Genomic DNA, 17,572 nt, shown 5'->3' with positions numbered 1-17,572 from the left:
TGGGTCAGGTGAGCAGGCGCTCGGTCCGGGCGGCGACGGCGGCGCGGCGCGGGTCGTCCCGGCCGAGCAGCTCCAGCAGCCGCTCGTGCACCTCGAGGTCGTCGGCGCCGAGCGGGTGCCCGGAGAAGCGGTGCAGCAGCTCGGCGTCGTCCGAGGCCAGCACCGCATGCCGGAGACCCGCGGTCAGCTCGTCGCGCAGCTCCCGCACGGCGGGCGCGTCCGAGCGCGGCAGCAGCTCGCCGTGACAGGCGGCCAGCGCGTCTGTGACCCGGCCCTCGCGCAGCGCGGCCCGCATCCGCAGGAAGTCCGCGTCCGGCTCGGCCGCCAGCCGGTAGGGCCGGGTCAGCAGCAGCTCCGGACCGAGCGACGAGCGCAGCCGGTGGATCTCACCGCGGACCGTGGTCGGGTTGCCGTCCTCGCCGTAGAGCATCAGCGTGAGCTGCTCGCCGGACACCCCGTCCGGGTGCAGCGCGAGCGCGGTGAGGATCTCTGCCGGACGCAGGGTGGCGGCCTGCTCGGCGCCGTCCAGGGTGATCCGCGGGCCGGCCCCGCCGGTGAACCGCAGGGCCAGCGACGACCCGGGCTCGGGGACCGCGATCCGCTTGCGCCGCCGGGCCGGCGGCACCAGCAGGTAGCCCTCGGCCAGTGCCTCGACGGTCATCTCGCGACCGTCGCCGAGCCGGACGCGATCGGTGCCCTGCTCCAGCCTGATCCGCTCCGGGAACCGGCCGTAGGGCTCGCTCGCGATCACCCGGCCGGACGGTGACAGCAGCGCGCCCTCGACGCCGCGAAGCGCCGAGAGGTGCGGCATGTTCTTCACCCGCAGCCGTTCGTCGGCGATCGCCAGCCGTACCCGCAGCTGGTTCTCGGCGAGCTGCGCGGTGGCGGTGACCAGCTGGACCAGCGCCGGGTGCACGGTGTGCAGCGGGCCGGAGATGTCGATGGCGCCGATCGTGTCGCCGGTGTCCGGATCGTGCACGGGCGCCGCGACGCAGGTCCAGTCGTGATACGTGCGCACCAGATGCTCGGCGGAGTGGATCCGGACCGGCGCGTCGACCGCGAGGGCGGTGCCCATCGCGTTGGTGCCGATCGCGTCCTCGGTCCACCGGGTGCCCTCGACCAGCCCGACGTCGTCGGCGGAGGGGAGCAGGCCGTGCGCGCCGTCCCGCCAGAGGACGTGCCCGTCGGCGTCGGTGACCAGCATGACGTGCATGGCCTCGTCGGCGATGCTCACCAGGGTGGTCCGCAGCAGCGGCATCACCTCGTGCAGCGGGTGGCTCTCCCGGAGCGAGGGCAGCTCGTCGGCGGCGAAGACCAGCGGGGGCAGCCGGCTCTCCGGGTCGATCCGGGCGGCCAGGCTGCGTTGCCAGGAGTCGGACACGACCGGGCGCGGCGCTCCCACCCGGCCACCGGCGCCGAGGTCGTCGTCGTAGATCCGGCGCAGCCGGTTCGCGTCCGCGACGAGCTCGTCCGCGGTCGAGGAACCGTCTGCATCGAGCATGCCGCCTCCGTTTCCCGAGCGCGGGGCCACCACCGAGGGCGGCCGGTTCCTCGCGACGTCGCAGGGCCACCCCGGGGTGTTACCCAGGGCACCGACCATACCCGCCGCGCGCGCAACGCGGGAGCAACGTAACCCTCCCTACGGTTGCCCTCGCCCGCCATGCAGGCGGCCGGACGTGACGTACCGGAGGACAGCGATGACGCTCGAAGCCGTTCGGGAGGCCACCGACCCGTCGATCCGCGGGATCGACGGTGCCGACGTCGTGCGGCGGACCGCGCGTGTCCTGGTGGTGGACTCCGAGCCGGTGGTGCGGCACGGGCTCCGTGCGCTGCTCACCGCGGAGCCGGACCTGGCCCCGGCCGGCGAGGCCTCCTCGCCGCGGGACGCGCTGATGGCCGCCGAGCGGGCCCGCCCCGACGCGATCGTCGTCGACATCGAGTTCGGGCGCGACGAGCGGCCCGGCCTGGACCTGGTGCGGGCGCTGCTCGAGCGCTGCCGCGGGGCGAAGATCCTGGTGCTGACCGGCTGCCGGGACCGGGACTCGATGATGCGCACCGTCCGCCTCGGCGTGCACGGCTACCTGCGCAAGGGCGCCGACACCGCCGAGATCGTCCGGGCACTGCGCACCGTGCTGCGCGGCGAGGGCGTCTTCGACCCGGGCACCGGCGCCGCCGGCCCGTTGCAGGTGCTGCGCGACCCGGATCCGGAACCGTCCACCGACCGGTGCAAGACCTCGCTGCTCACCGACCGGGAGAACCAGGTGCTGCGGCTGCTCGCGGTCGGCATGAGCAACCGCGAGATCGGGACCCGGCTGCGGATCTCCGAGGCGACCGTCAAGTTCCACGTGCGCAACCTGCGGGACAAGCTCGAGGTCCGGCGTCGCACCGAGATCGTCTACACCGCCGCCCGCCAGGGCATCGTCTAGGACCGCCGGGCCGGGGTGCGCGGACCGATCCCACCCCGGCCCGTGCTCTCTCCGGTGATCAAGGCCACGCCCGCGGGCGTGACGCTGCGTGGCCGACACCACGACGAGCGGCGGGGTCGTTCATCCGCAGGCCACCTTCTCCTCACCCGTACGGAGGACGCGCCTGCTGTGATGCGGGAGAACCGGACATCGAACACCCGGACTCCCACCACACGACCTGGAGGACGACCGTGGCCGAGCGCTGCCCCGGCGAGGCCCACGAGGCCGCACCCGCCCGCCGCCCGCTGCCCCTGATCGACCGCGCCCGGCAGCACGGCGGGCGGCAGGGGCTGACCTGCCGCTACCGCTGCGGTGACGCCTGTTCCCGGCCGGAGCCGAACCGGTCGTCGAACGGGTACTTCGGCGACGTCCTGCGGTCGGTGCTCGACCGGCGCGGCGTGCTGCGAGCCGGCGCGGTGCTCGGTCTCTCCGCCGGAGCCGGCGTCGCGCTGGCCGGTACCGCCTCCGCGGACGCCCCGCAGCCGGCCCACCCGTCCGGCGCCGACGTCCCGCCGGCGCCGGCGGGGCTGCCCCGCGGGCTGCGGTACGAGACGCTCGCGCCCAACCTGGACGACGCGATCCGTACCCCTGCCGGGTACGAGAGCAACGTCGTCGTCCGCTGGGGCGACCCGATCACCCCGGATGCCCCGGAGTTCGACTTCGAGAACCAGACCGCGGCCGCGCAGGCCCGCCAGTTCGGCTACAACAACGATTTCTGCGGCATCCTGAAGATCGACGGCTCGGGCGACCGGTACGTCATGTACTCGAACAACGAGTACACCCTCGAGCCGCTGATGTTCCGCGGTTACGACGAGGAGAACCCGACCGAGGAGCAGATCCGGATCGGGATGGCCGCGCACGGCGGCAGCGTCGTCGAGGTGTGCCGGGACCGCGGCACCGGCGAGGTCCGCTACGACCGGGCCGGGACGCTGAACCGCCGGATCACCGCCGAGACCGAGATGGTGCTCACCGGTCCGGCCGCCGGGTCCCCGGCGCTGCGGACGACGGCCGACCCGACCGGTCGCGCGGTCCGCGGCATGATCGGCAACTGCGCCGGCGGCAGCACTCCCTGGGGCACGTTCCTGTCCGGCGAGGAGAACTTCGACGGCTACTTCGCCTCCGGCCCGGTGACCGACCCGCGGGCCGAGCGGTACGGGCTCGCCGAGGGCCCGTCGGAACGCAGGTGGGAGCGCGTCGACCCGCGCTGGGACCTCGCGCAGGAGCCGAACGAGGCGAACCGGTTCGGCTACATCGTCGAGATCGACCCGCACGACCCGTCGTCGAAGCCGGTCAAACACACCGCGCTCGGCCGGTTCAAGCACGAGGGCGCCACAGTCCGGCTGACCGACGACGGCCGTCCGGTCGTCTACATGGGAGACGACGAGCGCTTCGACTACGTCTACAAGTTCGTGTCCGACAAGGCGATGCGGCGCGGCAGCAGCCGGGCCGCGCGCGAGCACAACGCGACGCTGCTGGCGTCCGGCACGCTCTACGTCGCCGCCTTCACCGGGGACAGCCCGCCGCCGGAGATCACCGGCACCGGGACGCTGCCGCGCGACGGTGCGTTCGACGGGTCGGGGACCTGGAAGCCGCTGGCCTCGACGACGACGTCCCACGTGCCCGGTATGAGCGTCGCCGACGTCTTCGTGTTCACCCGGGTCGCTGCCGACCTGGTCGGCGCGACCAAGATGGACCGTCCCGAGGACGTCGAGCCGAACCCGGAGACCGGGAAGGTCTACATCGCCTGCACCAACAATTCCGATCGCGGCAAGGCGGGCGAGGCCGGCGCCGACGAGGCCAACCCGCGCAACGGCAACCAGCACGGCCACGTGATCGAGCTGACCGAGTCCGGCGACGACCCGGCATCGACGACGTTCGGCTGGAACATCCTGCTGGTCTGCGGTGATCCGGCCGACCCGTCGACGTTCTTCGGCGGCTACGACAGGTCGCAGGTCAGCCCGATCACCTCGCCGGACAACGTGGCGTTCGACCCGTACGGCAACCTGTGGGTCTCCACCGACTCCTCGCAGGCGCTGGAGATCAACGACGGGCTCTACGGCGTCGTGCTGGAGGGCCCGCAGCGCGGTCTGACCCGGCTGTTCGCCAGCGTCCCGGTCGGCGCCGAGTGTTGCGGCCCGGTCGTCGCCGAGACGTTCGTGCTGGTGTCGGTGCAGCACCCCGGCGACGTCGACGACGCCACGCCCGAGGCGCCGGCGTCGCACTGGCCGGACGGTGGCGCGGCCCAGCCGCGGCCGTCGGTGGTGGCGATCCGGCACCTGGACGGCGGGCGGCCGGGAAAGGTCGGGGTCTAGCGACTCACGGGCGCAGTCAGGCGCACTTCCCGAGATCGGGGGAGCCGGACCCGGCACTGTCTTCGAAGGAGATGTGCACGTGGTCCTTGTGGTTCGCGGTGTCGCCACCGCGGTCCTCCATGGCCTCGAAGCCGCTGCCGGTGTCGATCTGCTGGTCCCAGATCACGTACTTCACGCCGAGCTCGTCGGCGTTGGCCATCGCGCACTCGGCGATCCGGTCGCCCGTCTCGCCGCGCACCATCAGGTCCAGCGCGTGACCGCTGGGGTGGTCCGAGGCGTTGCCGCGGCTGCCGACCCCGAGCAGGTCGGGTTGGCCGTAGGCGCAGCCGAGGAACCCGGCCGCGTCCTCCACCCAGCTCTGCACGTCACCCAGGCCCGAGGTGTCGATGTCGCAGGAGGCGGAGCTCGGACCGGCGCCGCTGCCGGCGTCCTCGCCCGGCTGCGGCTCGTCGTCGCCGGAGTCCCGGGCGGCGGCCTCGGCCTCCCGGGCGAGCCGGTCCCGCTCGCCGGCGAGCGCCCGGCCGGCCTCGCCGGTGGCCTCGAGCAGGCCGGCGTTGCGGACGAGGTCGTCCCCGGCGGCGAGCACCGGCTCGTCGCGCGGGGCGGCCGCGGGGGTCGCCTCGTCGAGGTCCACGGCGTCGTCCGACGGGGTGTTCTCGGAGGCCAGACGCAGGTCACCGGTGATCTCGGCGTCGCCGAGGTCGAGCCCGGTGACCGGGGTGACGACGGCCATGGCGCCGCTCGCGACGGCGGCTGCGGTGGCGACGTGGCGCAGGCCGGGAACGTCCCGGACCTGCGCACGCCGTCGACTGTGTCGGGGCACGGCGTTCTCCTCGCACGCGGCCCGGGCGGGCGTGCGGGGGAGCGACGGGATCGGGGGAGTCGATCCCTGCCCGTCGGGGAACCGGACCGCGTTTGGTGCCCGGGACGTTAGCGAAGCGTGCCGGGATGTCCGGTATCGAGCGCGCCGGCGCGAGACGACCGCGGGTGATCGTGCGTCGAGCGGTCGCAACCCTTCCGCGTCCCCGGACGTCCGGATTTCCTCTTCCGCCGACCGGACGTTCGTTGCAGAGTGTCGGCGGGCCGCCACACCGTCGTCCGGCCCGGGGGGAGCGCAACGCCATGACCTCGACCGACCCGGCCGCCGCCGGTGCGGCCCGCGCGGCCGGATCGACGCCGTCCCAGATCCGCCGGGTGGCGGTGACGAGCGCGATCGGCACCACCATCGAGTGGTACGACTTCTTCATCTACGCCACGGCGGCCGCCCTGGTGTTCTCGGGCCAGTTCTTCTCCACGCTGTCCCCGGCCTCTGGCACGCTGGCCGCCTTCGCCACGCTCGGCGTCGGCCTCGTCGCCCGGCCGCTCGGCGGAATCGTCTGGGGGCACTTCGGCGATCTGGTGGGGCGCAAGGCGATGCTGGTCGCCTCGCTGCTGCTGATGGGGGTGGCGACGGTCGGGGTCGGCCTGCTGCCGACGTACGCGCAGATCGGGGTCGCGGCACCGGTGCTGCTGGTCGTGCTGCGGCTGTTGCAGGGCCTGTCCGCCGGTGGCGAGTGGGGCGGTGCGGCGCTGATGTCGGTCGAGCACGCCCCGCCAGGGCGGCGCGGCCGGTACGGCTCGTTCCCGCAGATCGGCGTGCCGGCCGGGCTGATCCTGGCCCAGCTGGTGTTCCTGGTCGTGTCCAACCTCGTCACGCCCGAGCAGTTCCAGGCCTGGGGCTGGCGGATCCCGTTCCTGCTCTCGATCGTGCTCGTCGTGGTCGGCCTGGTGATCCGGCTACGGGTCGAGGAGAGCCCGGTGTTCGCGGAGCTGCGGGCGCAGCGCACGCGCAGCCGGGCGCCGATCGTCGAGGTGTTCCGGTCCCGGCCGCGCGAGCTGGTGCTGGCCTCGCTGAGCTTCGTCGCGAACAACGCGATCGGCTACGTCTTCCTGGCCTACCTGCTCTCCTACGGCACCCAGGTGCTGGAGGTGCCGCGGAACCTGATGATCCTGGTGGTGATCGTCGGCAGCGTGAGCTGGCTGGTCAGCATCGTGGGCGCGGCGATCTGGTCGGACCGGATCGGCCGCAAGCCGGTCTACCTGACCGGTTCGGTCCTGCTGGTGCTCTGGCCGGTGCCGTTCTTCCTGCTGATCGACACCCGAGCCGTCGCCCTAATGATCATTTCGGTGATCGTGCTGACGGTCGCGCTCGGGCTGTCCTACGGGCCGCAGTCGGCGCTGTTCGCGGAGATGTTCGAGGCGCGCTACCGCTACAGCGGGGCGTCGTTCTCCTACGCCGTCGGCGCCGTGCTCGGGGGCGGGTTCGCGCCGCTGATCGCCGCCGCGCTGCAGAGCGGGTTCGGGACCTCGATGGCGGTCGCCGGCTACATGGTCGGCGTGGCGGTGCTGTCGCTGGTCGCGGTGCTTGTCATCCGCGAGACCCACCGGCCCGCCGCGCCCGGCCCACTGAGCTGACGGCGGCGGCCGGGAGCCGGCCGCCGCCGTCGGGTGTGGATCAGGGGCTCTGGTGCCGGCCGCTGCCCTCGGCCCCGGCCGTGGCGCTGAGGTCACGGGCACGCCGGCGCCCGGCGACCGTGCTGGAGGCGGGCGCGTCGTCCGGGGCGGCACCGTTCATCGAGCGGGCCTGCTCGGCGAGCTCGCGGGTGACGCACGGCCAGCTGGCGCTGACCCCGGTCGCGTCCCGGCACTCGCGGCAGTAACCCTCGGAGTCGGCAGTGTGCTCCGACAGGGTCCGCTCGAGCAGATCGGGCATCTCGGACAGGATGTTCGCGAGCGCCAACACTCCACCTCCAGGTCGATTGCCGCGCACAGTAGTAGCGCGACTCACCCGGCCGGGCCGGGGGCGAGACGCGTCGTGCGACGGCCGGTGGCCCCGGCCGCGGGCCGCCGAGGCGCCGCGCCGGAGCGGGGTGCACGGTCGTCGCCGCAGGTCAGCTTCCCGGGGGCGGTCCCGGGGAGTGGCCGTCCCGGTGGCGCGGTACGGCCGGGGACGGGTGTGCGGGTGTGCCCCGGGCAGCACGGAGGGCGGCCGACCGCTCGACGAGCCGCTAGTCCGATCGGCCGACGGTCGTTTCATGGCGACGACATACCCGGTTCCTGCGCCGGACGTCCGCAGGCTCACCCGGGAGGTCCGGCCGGGCTCACTCCGCGGGGATCTCCCGCTCGATCTCGGCCAGCCAGAGCTCCGCCGACATGTCCGACGGTGCCCGCCAGTCCCCGCGCGGGGAGAGCGCGCCACCGGCCGACACCTTCGGTCCGTTCGGGAGCGCGGAGCGCTTGAACTGGCTGAACGAGAAGAACCGGCGCGCGAACACCTGCAGCCAGTGCCGGATCTCCGCCGCGGAGTATGCCGGGCGCTCGTCGTCGGGGAAGCCGGGAGGCCATGGCCCCGCCGCCGCGTCGGACCAGGCGTGCCCGGCCAGGAACGCGATCCGGGACGGCCGCATGCCGTACCGCAGCGTGTACCAGAGCGTGAAGTCCTGCAGCGCGTACGGGCCGACCGTCGCCTGGCTGGACTGCACCTGCCGGGAGCCGCCCGCCGGCACGAGCTCGGGGGTGATCTCGGTGCCGAGCACCGACTGCAGGACGGCCGAGACGTCGTCGTCGAACTGCCCGCTCGAGGCCACCCAGCGGATCAGGTGCTGCATCAGGGTCTTCGGGACGCCGCCGTTGACGTTGTAGTGCGACATCTGGTCGCCCACGCCGTAGGTGGACCAGCCCAGCGCCAGCTCGGAGAGGTCCCCGGTGCCCAGCACGATCCCGCCGCGCTGGTTCGCCAGCCGGAACAGGTAGTCGGTGCGCAGTCCGGCCTGCACGTTCTCGAACGTGACGTCGTAGACCTCCTCGCCGCGGCCGAAGGGGTGGTCGATCTCGGTGAGCACGGTGCGCGCGGTCGGGGTGATGTCGATCGTGGAGAACGTGACGCCGAGGGCCTCGGACAGCGCGACGGCGTTGTTGCGGGTGTGGTCGGAGGTGGCGAAGCCGGGCATCGTGAAGGCGAGGATGTCCGAGCGCGGCCGGCCGGCCCGGTCCATTGCCCGGGCCGCGACGATCAGCGCGTGCGTGGAGTCCAGACCACCGGACACCCCGATCACGACCTTCGGCCGGCCGATCGCGCGCAGCCGCTGTTCCAGCCCGGCGACCTGGATCGAGTACGCCTCGTAGCAGTCCTGTTCGAGGCGTTCCGGGTCGGCGGGCACGAACGGGAACCGCTCGACGGTGCGGCGCAGGCCGATGTCGTCGCCGGGCGGGTCCAGCCGGAACGTGACGGTCCGGAAGTCACCGGTGCGCGCGGCGTGCGTGCGGCGGTTGTCGTCGAAGGTGCCCTGCCGGCGCCGCTCGGCCCCGATCAGGTCCAGGTCCAGGTCCGCGACGGCGCGTTGCGGGCCCTGCGGGAACCGGCCGGACTCGGCCAGCTGCTCGCCGTTTTCGTGGATCATGGTCTGGCCGTCCCACGCGACGTCCGTCGTGGACTCGCCCTCCCCGGCGGCGGCGTAGACGTGGCCGGCCAGGCAGCGCGCCGAGGCCGACCGGCAGAGCAGGCGACGCTGGTCGGCGCGGCCGACCGTGATCGGCGAGCCGGACAGGTTCGCCAGCACCGTCGCCCCGGCCAGGGCCGCCTCCGCGGACGGCGGCACCGGCACCCAGAAGTCCTCGCAGACCTCGGCGTGCAGCACGAACCCGGGCAGGTCCTCGGCGACGAACAGCAGGTCCGGGCCGAACGGGTGGTCCCGCGCGCCGAGCCGGATCGTGCCGCCCCGGGTGTCGTCGCCGGCCGCGACCTGGCGACGCTCGTAGAACTCCCGGTAGGTCGGCAGGTACGACTTCGGTGCGACGCCGAGGATCTCCCCGCGGTGCAGCACCACCGCGCAGTTGTAGAGCCGGTGCCGGTGCCGCAGCGGCGCCCCGACGACGAGCACCGGCAGCAGGTCCGCGGTGGCCCCGGCGAGCGCGATCAGCTCCCGCTCCACCGACTCCAGCAGGGTGTCCTGCAGCAGGATGTCCTCGATCGAGTAGCCGGACAGCGTCAGCTCCGGGAACACGACCAGTCCGACGCCGTCGTCGTGGCAGGCGCGGGCGGTCTCCAGCACCGCCGCGGCGTTCGCCGCGGGCTCGGCGATCGTGGTGTGCAGCGTCGCCGCGGCGGCCCGCAGGAAGTGATGACGGTAGACGGAGCGGAAGTCCACGGCCGCATTCTGCCCGTACGCGGCCGGCGGGGCTCGGGGCGCTCCACACGCGACCGTGACCGGCGTGGCCGGGACCGTCAGCGCCGCAACAGCCGCAGCAGCGCGGACGGGCGGCCGCTGAAGCGTCAACGGTCGTCGCTGCGCTCAGTCGCTCGGGGCCCCGGGGACCAGCGGTACGAACCGCACGTCGGCCAGCCTCTCGTCGCGGTCGCGATGATGGCGCACCAGCGTGCCCTCGGCGCCGTCGCCGACCGGGCAGAGGAGCACCCCGTCCGGCGCGAGCTGCTCGAGCAGCGCCGGCGGGAGCCGGCGCTGGGCCATCGCCGTCACCACGATCCCGTCGAACGGGGCCAGGTCGGGTGCGCCGGCCAGTCCGTCCCCGGTCCGCACCGCCACGTCGCCGTACCCGGTGGCGGCGAGTGTGCGCCGGGCCTGCTCGGCCAGCTCCGGGTGCCGCTCGACGGTGACCACCGAGGCGCCGCACGCGGCCAGCACCGCGGCCCCGTACCCGGAGCCGGTGCCCACCTCCAGCACCCGCGCGCCGGCCGGGAACTCGCCCAGCGCGGCCGCGCTGAACGCCACGATCCACGGGGTGGAGATCGTCTGTCCCTGACCGATGCCCAGCGGCACGTCCGCGTAGGCCTCACCGGCGACGTCCTCGGGGACGAACAGCTCGCGGGGGACCGCGCTCATCGCGGCCAGCACCCGCTCGTCGGTGATGCCGCGCTCGCGCAGGCGATCCGCCAGGTCGGACCGGTCGTCGTGCAGTCCCGGCACTCCGACCACCTCCTTCCGCCGGTCGGGTCGGTCCCGGTCGGCCGTGGTCGTCCTCCGTGCCGATCCGGATACCCGGTCGGCGCGGGTTCTCACCCCGGTGCCGGCCCGGACGCCTTGACGGCCGGTGTGACCGCGACCACGCTCCGGTGACGGGCGAGCGGGAAGGACGATCGATGACGACGGTTGACACCGTGCGCGGGCCGGTCGAGGTCGACGCGCTGGGCACCACCCTGATGCACGAGCACGTGTTCGTGCTGACGCCGGACGTGATGCAGAACTACGGCGACGAGTGGTGGGACGAGGAGGAGCGGGTCACCGACGCCGTCGCCAAGCTCCGCGCGCTCCGGGACGCCGGGGTCGACACGATCGTCGACCCCACCGTCGTCGGGCTCGGCCGCTACATCCCCCGGGTGGCGCGGATCAACGCCGAGGTCGACATCAACATCGTGGCCGCGACCGGGCTCTACACGTTCGACGAGATCCCGCACTTCTTCGGATACCGGGGCCCGGACACGATGCTCGGCGGCCCGGAACCGATGGTCGAGATGTTCGTCCGCGACATCCGGGAGGGCATCGCGGGCACCGGGGTGCGGGCGGCGTTCCTCAAGTGCGTGGTGGAGGAGCGCGGGCTGACCCCGGACCAGACACGGGTGCAGGAGGCGATCTGCGCGACCCACCACGAGACCGGCGTGCCGATCACCGTGCACACCAACGGCGCCCACCAGACGGGCCGGCAGGCGATGGAGCTGTACGCGCGCGAGGGTGTCGACCTGAGCAAGGTGGTGATCGGGCACGCCGGGGACAGCAACGATCTGGACTACCTGAAATGGATCATGGACCAGGGCGCGACGATCGGCTGCGACCGGTTCGGTCTGGACCTCTTCAACCCCACCGAAGCGCGGGTGGCGACGATCGCCGCGCTCTGCGACCAGGGCTACGCCGACCGGATCGTGCTCGCCCACGACGCCGCCTGCTACATGGACTTCTTCTCCGGCGACGCCGCCCAGCAGGCGCTGGCCACGGCCGCGCCGAACTGGCACTACCTGCACATCAGCCAGGAGGTGCTGCCGGCGCTGCGCGAGCGGGGGGTGACCGACGAGCAGATCGCCACGATGCTGGTCGACAACCCGCGCCGGTACTTCACCGCGGCCGGATGACCGGCACGGGGTCCGTGGCGTCGCCGTTCGACACCTCCGGCATCACCCGTGACCGGCGGGGCGTGGCGCACTACATCGGACTGCCGGCCTCGCTGGTCGCCATGCTGCAGTCCACGGTGGACCGCTATCCGGACGCTGAGGCGCTGGTCGAGGTGGGCGGCGAGCGGCTGAGCTACCGGCAGCTGTGGGACCGCGCGGCGCGGGTCGCCGGCGGACTGCGCGATGCCGGGATCGGGCCAGGGGATCCGGTGGCCAACCTGCTGCCGGCCGGAGTGGACTGGGTACTCGGGTTCCTCGGCACCCAGCTGGCCCGGGCGATCGCGGTACCGGTGAACACCCGGTTCGCCGATCCGGAGATCGACTACGTGCTCCGGGACTCGGGTGCGGTGCTCGCGCTGCGGCCCGGCGAGCCGCTGCCGGACGGGCCACCGCGGGCGGACGAGGGCGCCGGACCGCAGGACGCCGCCGCGATCTTCTACACCAGCGGCACGACCGGGTTCCCGAAGGGGGCGATCACCACCCACGAGAACTTCCTGTCGAACGTCGAGACCGCGGTGCGGGTGGTCGGCCTGGACCGCGCGGCCGGCCCGACCCTGCGCAACCTGGTCTCGGTGCCGCTGTTCCACGTGACCGGGTGCAACAGCCAGCTGCTGGTGCAGCTCGCCCTCGGCGGGACGACGGTGGTGCTGCGATCTTCGACGTGCAGACCTTCCTGCGCACCGTGGCCGACGAGCGGATCAACGTGCTGACCAGCGCACCCGCGATCTACGCGCTGGCACTGGCCCGGCCCGACGTCGACGAGTTCGATCTCTCCGCGGTCACCCGGATCTCCTACGGTGGCGCACCGATCGCGCCCGCGCTGGTCTCCCGGCTGCGCGAGCGGTTCCCCGGCGCCGAGCTGGGCAACGGCTTCGGGCTCACCGAGACCTCGTCGATCGCCACGTTCCTGCCGGACGCCTGGGCCGCGGATCATGCCGACTCCGTCGGGTTCGCCGCGCCCGTGGTCGATCTCGCCCTGGACCAGCCGGACGAGGCCGGGGTCGGGGAGCTGCTCGTGCGCGGCCCGAACGTCGTCCCCGGCTACTGGAACAAGCCCGAGGCCACCCGGGAGACGTTCGTCGACGGCTGGCTGCACACCGGCGACCTGGCCCGGATCGACGACCAGGGGCTCGTCCACATCGTCGACCGCGCCAAGGACCTGATCAACCGCGGTGGCGAGAACGTGTACTCGGTCGAGGTGGAGAACGCGCTGGCCGGCGCGCCCGGGGTGGCCGACGCGGCCGTCGTGGCGGTGCCGGACGAGATGCTGGGGGAGAAGGTCGGGGCGGTGGTCGTCCCGCTGCCGGGCTCGCCGTTCGAGATCGCTCCGGTGCTCGAGCACCTGCGGGCGGTCCTGGCCGACTTCAAGGTGCCGCAGTTCTTCGCCGTGCGCGACGAGCCGCTGCCGCGCAACCCCGGCGGGAAGATCCTCAAACGACCGCTGCGGGAGGGGACGGACTGGGGCCCGCCGGTGCACGGACGGTGACGGGCACGGTTCCGCGGGTTTCAACGCCCGGTCCCGGCGGTATCCCCGGGTCATGACGGTCCAGGTGCGACGGATCTACGACCCGGCCGAGAAGGGTGACGGGACGCGGGTACTCGTCGACCGGGTGTGGCCGCGCGGCGTGCGCAAGCAGGACGCCCGCTACGACGAGTGGGTCAAGGACGTCGCGCCGAGCACCGAGCTGCGGAAGTGGTACGGCCACGACCCGGACCGGTTCGACGAGTTCCGCCGTCGCTACCGGGACGAGCTCGACGGCTCGTCCGCGCTGGACCGGTTGCGCAGCCTGGCGAACGACGGGGATCTCACGCTGCTGACCGCGTCGAAGTCGCCGGAGATCAGCCAGGCAGAGGTGCTCTGCGAGCTGCTGCGGGAGTGACCCGAGCTCAGCCCGACGACGGCGCCCGGCTGAGGTCGACCACGCAGAAGATGTTGCCGTCCGGGTCGGCGAGCACGACGAAGTCCGGCTGGGCCGGGTAGCCGTCCCAGTCGGGCCGGGTCGCACCCAGCCCGGCCAACCGCGCCACCTCGGCGTCCTGCTCGGCGGTCGTGTCCACGAGCAGGTCCAGGTGCACCCGGGGCCGCGGTTCCGGCGGCGAGTCGCTGCGCATCAGCCCGAGCACCCGGGCACCGTCCGGGCCGGTCAGGGTGCGCCAGCCGGCACCCGCCCACTCGTCGCTCACGACGAGATGCAACGCGGCCGACCAGAACGCGGCGGCGCGGTCGAGATCGGTCACGCCGACGACCGGGAACCCGAGGCGGAGCACCGGCCCAGCCTGGCGGAGGAAACCTGACCGGACAACTCGGTTCGCCTCCCAGCCCCTGACCCCTCCGTTGACATCGGTCGGGCCGTCGCACAAATTGGATGCATGCCGAATTCCGGACTCACCCGTCGACGTCACGTCGACCTTTTCCGGGTGAACTCCTCCGGCTGTCGCTGATTCTCATTGCCGCGCCCCGGCGGGCGCGCTGCACTTCCCGACCAGGGTCGACCCGAGCCTGACCCGTTGCGCCGCAGTGCGTTCCGGACCGGACGTCGCTGCCCGAACGAACCCGGCCCGAACGAACCCTGTCCGACTAACCCGGCCCGATCGGTTCCGCGGGCGCAGTCCGGTGCCGTGGACCGGTTTCCCGTGCTGCCCGGAATGCATCGATGAAAAGGAGTGCACCACGTGTCCACGACGACGAATCCGCAGCAGGGTCCCGGCGTCGACGTACGTCCGGTCTCCGGCACGCTCGGTGCCGAGATCACCGGCGTGCGGCTCGGTCCCGACCTCGGCGAGGACGTGGTCGCCGGGATCCGGGCCGCCCTGCTCGACCACAAGGTCGTGTTCCTGCGCGGCCAGGAGCACCTCGACGACGCCGGACACGCCGGGTTCGTCCGGCGGTTGGGCCCGCTGACCACCGCGCATCCCACGATCTCCGGCGGCCGGCCCGAGGCCGCGGTGCTGCCGGTGGACTCCGGGCGGGGCAACCGGGCCAACAGCTGGCACTCCGATGTCACGTTCGTCGACCGGCCGCCGTCGTTCACGACGCTGCGCGCCCAGGTGCTGCCGCCATCGGGTGGGGACACCGTGTTCGCCGACACCGTCGCCGCCTACAGGGGACTGCCGGCCCCGCTGCGTGCGCTCGCCGACGAGCTCTGGGCCGAGCACAGCAACGACTACGACTACGCCACCGCACACGCCACCGCACACGCCACCACCGAGGTGTCCGAGGCCCAGGCCGAGTACCGCCAGGAGTTCATCTCCACCGTGTACCGGACCCGCCACCCGGTGGTGCGGGTGCACCCGGAGACCGGTGCGCGCGCCCTGCTGCTCGGGCACTTCGTGCAACGCTTCCCCGGTCTGTCCGGTGTGGATGGGAAGCTGCTGTTCGAGCTGTTCCAGGCGCACGTCACGCGGCTGGAGAACACGGTGCGCTGGCGCTGGTCGCCCGGCGACATCGCGTTGTGGGACAACCGATCCACTCAACATTACGCGGTGGCCGACTACGGTGACGCGCCCCGCCGGCTGCACCGGGTCACGGTGGCAGGGGAGGTGCCGGTCGGTACGACCGGCGAGCACAGCATCGCGATCGCCGGGGACTCCCGCGGTTACGCCGGCGTCGCGCCGAGCGCGGCCTGACCGGTGCGCCGACGCGAGTTCCTCGCCGGCCTCGCAGGTGCGGCGGCCCTGTCGCTGACCGGATGCGCCCGGAGCCCACAGCCGGAACCGGGCATCGTCCGCTACCAGGGCGCCACCGGTGACGTCACCTTCCCCGAGCTGGCCGCGGACCTGGGCTTGCTCGAGGGGGTGGCGCTGCAGTGGATCGGCAACACGACCAGCGGACCCCAGGACATCCAGGCCGCCGTCACCGGGGACACCGACGTCGGCGGGGCGTTCAACGGGGCGGTGCTGCAGCTGGCCGCCGCCGGGGCACCGATCACCGCGGTGATCGGCTACTACGGCACCGACACCCGCACCTTCGGCGGCTACTACGTGCGCGCGGACAGCCCCGTGCGCACCGCCCGGGACCTGATCGGACGGACCGTCGCGGTGAACACCCTGGGCGGGCACTACGAGGCCGTCCTGCGCATGTACCTGACCCGGCAGGGCCTCACGCCGGCCGAGGTCGACTCGGTGCAGCTGGTGGTGGTGCCGCCGGTGGCCGCCGAGCAGTCGCTGCGCTCGGGACAGCTCGACGTGGCGGTGCTCAACGACATGTACCGGGACAGGGCGCTGGCGCGCGGCGGGGTCCGCGCGGTGTTCACCGACGTCGAGTTCCTCGGGCCCTTCACCGCCGGCAGCTACGTGATGCGCGACGAGTTCCTGGCCCGCAACCCCGACACCGCCCGCGCCTTCGTGACCGGCACCGCCCGCGCCATCGCCTGGGCCCAGGACCAGCCGCGCGAGCAGGTCATCGCCCGCTTCCGCGACATCATCGCTCGCCGTGGCCGCAACGAGGACACGACCACCATCGAGTACTTCACCAGCACCGGGGTTGCCGGTCGCGGCGGCGTGATCCGTCCCGAGGAGTTCGGGACGTGGGCGAGCTGGCTCGAGCGCGACGGGCGCCTGGAGCCCGGCCGCGTCGACCCCGCCCGGCTCCACACCAACCGGTTCAACCCCTACGCCCCAGCCTCGCCGGAGCCGGCCGGGACGGCGTCCGTCGCGTCGCCGCCGGCAGGCGGCGGTGGATAGGAGTCATCGCATGACCAGTTCGATCACCTTCGACAACGTCTCCAAGAGCTTCCCGGTGCGCGCCGGGAACGATCCCGACTCGGCGCGCGAGGTCACCGCGCTCGACGGCATCGACCTGCACGTCACCGCCGGGGAGTTCAGTGTGCTGGTCGGGCCGAGCGGCTGCGGCAAGTCGACCCTGCTCGACCTGCTGGCCGGGCTCAGCGCCCCCAGCTCCGGCACGATCCGGCTGGACGGCGCCCCGATCCGCGGCCCCGGCCTGGACCGGGGAGTGGTGTTCCAGCAGTACGCGCTGCTGCCGTGGCGCAGCGCGCGGGCCAATGTCGAGTTCGGACTCGAGGCCGCGGGCCTGTCCCGGCGCGAGCGCCGTGACCGCGCAGAGCACTACCTCGAGCTCGTCGGCCTGACCGGGTTCGCCGACCGGCACCCGCACGAGCTCTCCGGCGGGATGAAGCAGCGGGTGGCCATCGCCCGCAGCCTCGCCGTCGACCCCGACGTGCTGCTGATGGACGAGCCGTTCGCCGCGCTGGACGCCCAGACCCGCGAGACCCTGCAGGACGAGCTGCTGCGGATCTGGGCGCGCACCGGCAAGACGATCGTGTTCATCACCCACGCCATCGACGAGGCGGTGTTCCTCGGCAGGCGGGTCACCGTGCTGACCTCCCGGCCGGCCCGGATCAAGCAGATCATCCCGATCGAGCTGGGCCCCCGGAGCGAGACCGACGACGTGCGCTCCAGCCCCGAGTTCACGCACCACCGCCACCAGGTCTGGGCCGCGCTGCGCGACGAGGTCCGGCGGGCCGACCGGCAGGCCCGCGGCCACGACGGCCCGGCGGATCTCCACCCGGCGACGGCGTCCGGGCACGGGTCCGCGACCACGCGGGCGGTGGCCGACGTTGCCTGAACCCGGCCCCCGGACCGTCGGGAGCGCTCCTCCGGTCCCGCCCGCGGCG

The 17,572-nt window shown here is 73.2% G+C and carries 15 protein-coding genes and 1 pseudogene; 10 read left to right on the top strand and 6 right to left on the bottom strand.

Annotated elements, in window-relative coordinates:
• Positions 1-4: 4 nt before the first annotated feature.
• Positions 5-1,501, bottom strand: a complete 1,497-nt coding sequence (locus tag ACLFMI_RS14000; RefSeq protein ID WP_410948266.1) for a GAF domain-containing protein — start codon at positions 1,499-1,501, stop codon at positions 5-7.
• A gap of 196 nt (positions 1,502-1,697) precedes the next feature.
• On the opposite strand from ACLFMI_RS14000, the gene ACLFMI_RS13995 reads away from it, so the two are divergent.
• A complete protein-coding gene (locus ACLFMI_RS13995; protein WP_410948265.1) occupies positions 1,698-2,426 on the top strand; it encodes a LuxR C-terminal-related transcriptional regulator in 729 nt (242 codons plus the stop codon).
• Positions 2,427-2,656: 230 nt separating this feature from the next.
• A complete protein-coding gene (locus ACLFMI_RS13990; protein WP_410948264.1) occupies positions 2,657-4,777 on the top strand; it encodes a PhoX family protein in 2,121 nt (706 codons plus the stop codon).
• 16 nt (positions 4,778-4,793) lie between these two features.
• On the opposite strand, the gene ACLFMI_RS13985 is transcribed toward ACLFMI_RS13990, so the two are convergent.
• Positions 4,794-5,600: a hypothetical protein gene (locus ACLFMI_RS13985; protein WP_410948263.1), complete on the bottom strand. Its 807-nt coding sequence runs from the start codon at positions 5,598-5,600 to the stop codon at positions 4,794-4,796.
• A 299-nt stretch (positions 5,601-5,899) separates the two neighbouring features.
• On the opposite strand from ACLFMI_RS13985, the gene ACLFMI_RS13980 reads away from it, so the two are divergent.
• The gene (locus ACLFMI_RS13980; protein WP_410948262.1) at positions 5,900-7,231 is read left to right on the top strand and encodes an MFS transporter; all 1,332 of its coding nucleotides are present in this window, start codon (positions 5,900-5,902) and stop codon (positions 7,229-7,231) included.
• A 40-nt stretch (positions 7,232-7,271) separates the two neighbouring features.
• Here ACLFMI_RS13980 and ACLFMI_RS13975 read toward each other — a convergent pair whose 3' ends face one another.
• The 3 genes from ACLFMI_RS13975 to ACLFMI_RS13965 form a co-directional block, all read right to left on the bottom strand.
• Positions 7,272-7,529, bottom strand: coding sequence for a hypothetical protein (locus ACLFMI_RS13975; protein WP_410948261.1), 258 nt, complete (start codon positions 7,527-7,529; stop codon positions 7,272-7,274).
• 388 nt (positions 7,530-7,917) lie between these two features.
• Positions 7,918-9,963 (bottom strand): NAD(+) synthase, encoded by a 2,046-nt coding sequence (locus ACLFMI_RS13970; protein ID WP_410948260.1) that lies wholly within the window; start codon positions 9,961-9,963, stop codon positions 7,918-7,920.
• 144 nt (positions 9,964-10,107) lie between these two features.
• Positions 10,108-10,740 (bottom strand): protein-L-isoaspartate(D-aspartate) O-methyltransferase, encoded by a 633-nt coding sequence (locus ACLFMI_RS13965; protein WP_410948259.1) that lies wholly within the window; start codon positions 10,738-10,740, stop codon positions 10,108-10,110.
• 173 nt (positions 10,741-10,913) lie between these two features.
• Between ACLFMI_RS13965 and ACLFMI_RS13960 the strand changes: the two genes are divergently transcribed.
• From ACLFMI_RS13960 to ACLFMI_RS13945, 4 genes and pseudogenes are all read left to right on the top strand, one after another.
• On the top strand, positions 10,914-11,897 hold the full coding sequence (locus tag ACLFMI_RS13960; protein ID WP_410948258.1) for a phosphotriesterase family protein: 984 nt from the start codon (positions 10,914-10,916) through the stop codon (positions 11,895-11,897).
• Positions 11,894-12,924, top strand: a pseudogene (locus tag ACLFMI_RS13955) (class I adenylate-forming enzyme family protein); the annotation flags it as partial. The gene ACLFMI_RS13960 and the pseudogene ACLFMI_RS13955, both read left to right, overlap by 4 nt.
• A complete protein-coding gene (locus tag ACLFMI_RS13950; protein WP_410948322.1) occupies positions 12,898-13,422 on the top strand; it encodes a class I adenylate-forming enzyme family protein in 525 nt (174 codons plus the stop codon). The pseudogene ACLFMI_RS13955 and the gene ACLFMI_RS13950, both read left to right, overlap by 27 nt.
• 52 nt (positions 13,423-13,474) lie before the next feature.
• Entirely contained in the window at positions 13,475-13,816 is a 342-nt protein-coding gene (locus ACLFMI_RS13945; RefSeq protein ID WP_410948257.1) for a DUF488 domain-containing protein, read from the top strand.
• A 7-nt stretch (positions 13,817-13,823) separates the two neighbouring features.
• On the opposite strand, the gene ACLFMI_RS13940 is transcribed toward ACLFMI_RS13945, so the two are convergent.
• Positions 13,824-14,204, bottom strand: a complete 381-nt coding sequence (locus ACLFMI_RS13940) for a VOC family protein (RefSeq protein ID WP_410948256.1) — start codon at positions 14,202-14,204, stop codon at positions 13,824-13,826.
• Between the two features lie 405 nt (positions 14,205-14,609).
• Here ACLFMI_RS13940 and ACLFMI_RS13935 point away from each other — a divergent pair, with 405 nt between their 5' ends.
• Genes ACLFMI_RS13935 through ACLFMI_RS13925 form a run of 3 tightly spaced genes read left to right on the top strand, consistent with a single transcriptional unit; the run spans position 14,610 to position 17,523 of the window.
• Entirely contained in the window at positions 14,610-15,563 is a 954-nt protein-coding gene (locus ACLFMI_RS13935; protein WP_410948255.1) for a TauD/TfdA dioxygenase family protein, read from the top strand.
• 3 nt (positions 15,564-15,566) lie between these two features.
• Entirely contained in the window at positions 15,567-16,619 is a 1,053-nt protein-coding gene (locus ACLFMI_RS13930; protein ID WP_410948254.1) for an ABC transporter substrate-binding protein, read from the top strand.
• A 10-nt stretch (positions 16,620-16,629) separates the two neighbouring features.
• Positions 16,630-17,523 (top strand): ABC transporter ATP-binding protein, encoded by an 894-nt coding sequence (locus ACLFMI_RS13925; RefSeq protein ID WP_410948253.1) that lies wholly within the window; start codon positions 16,630-16,632, stop codon positions 17,521-17,523.
• Positions 17,524-17,572 lie beyond the last annotated feature (49 nt).

The sequence above is a fragment of the Pseudonocardia nantongensis genome, assembly GCF_046546495.1.
Lineage (GTDB): Bacteria > Actinomycetota > Actinomycetes > Mycobacteriales > Pseudonocardiaceae > Pseudonocardia > Pseudonocardia nantongensis.
The sequence above is the reverse complement of the archived record's forward strand: the minus strand, read 5'-3'. Positions and strand labels throughout refer to the sequence as shown.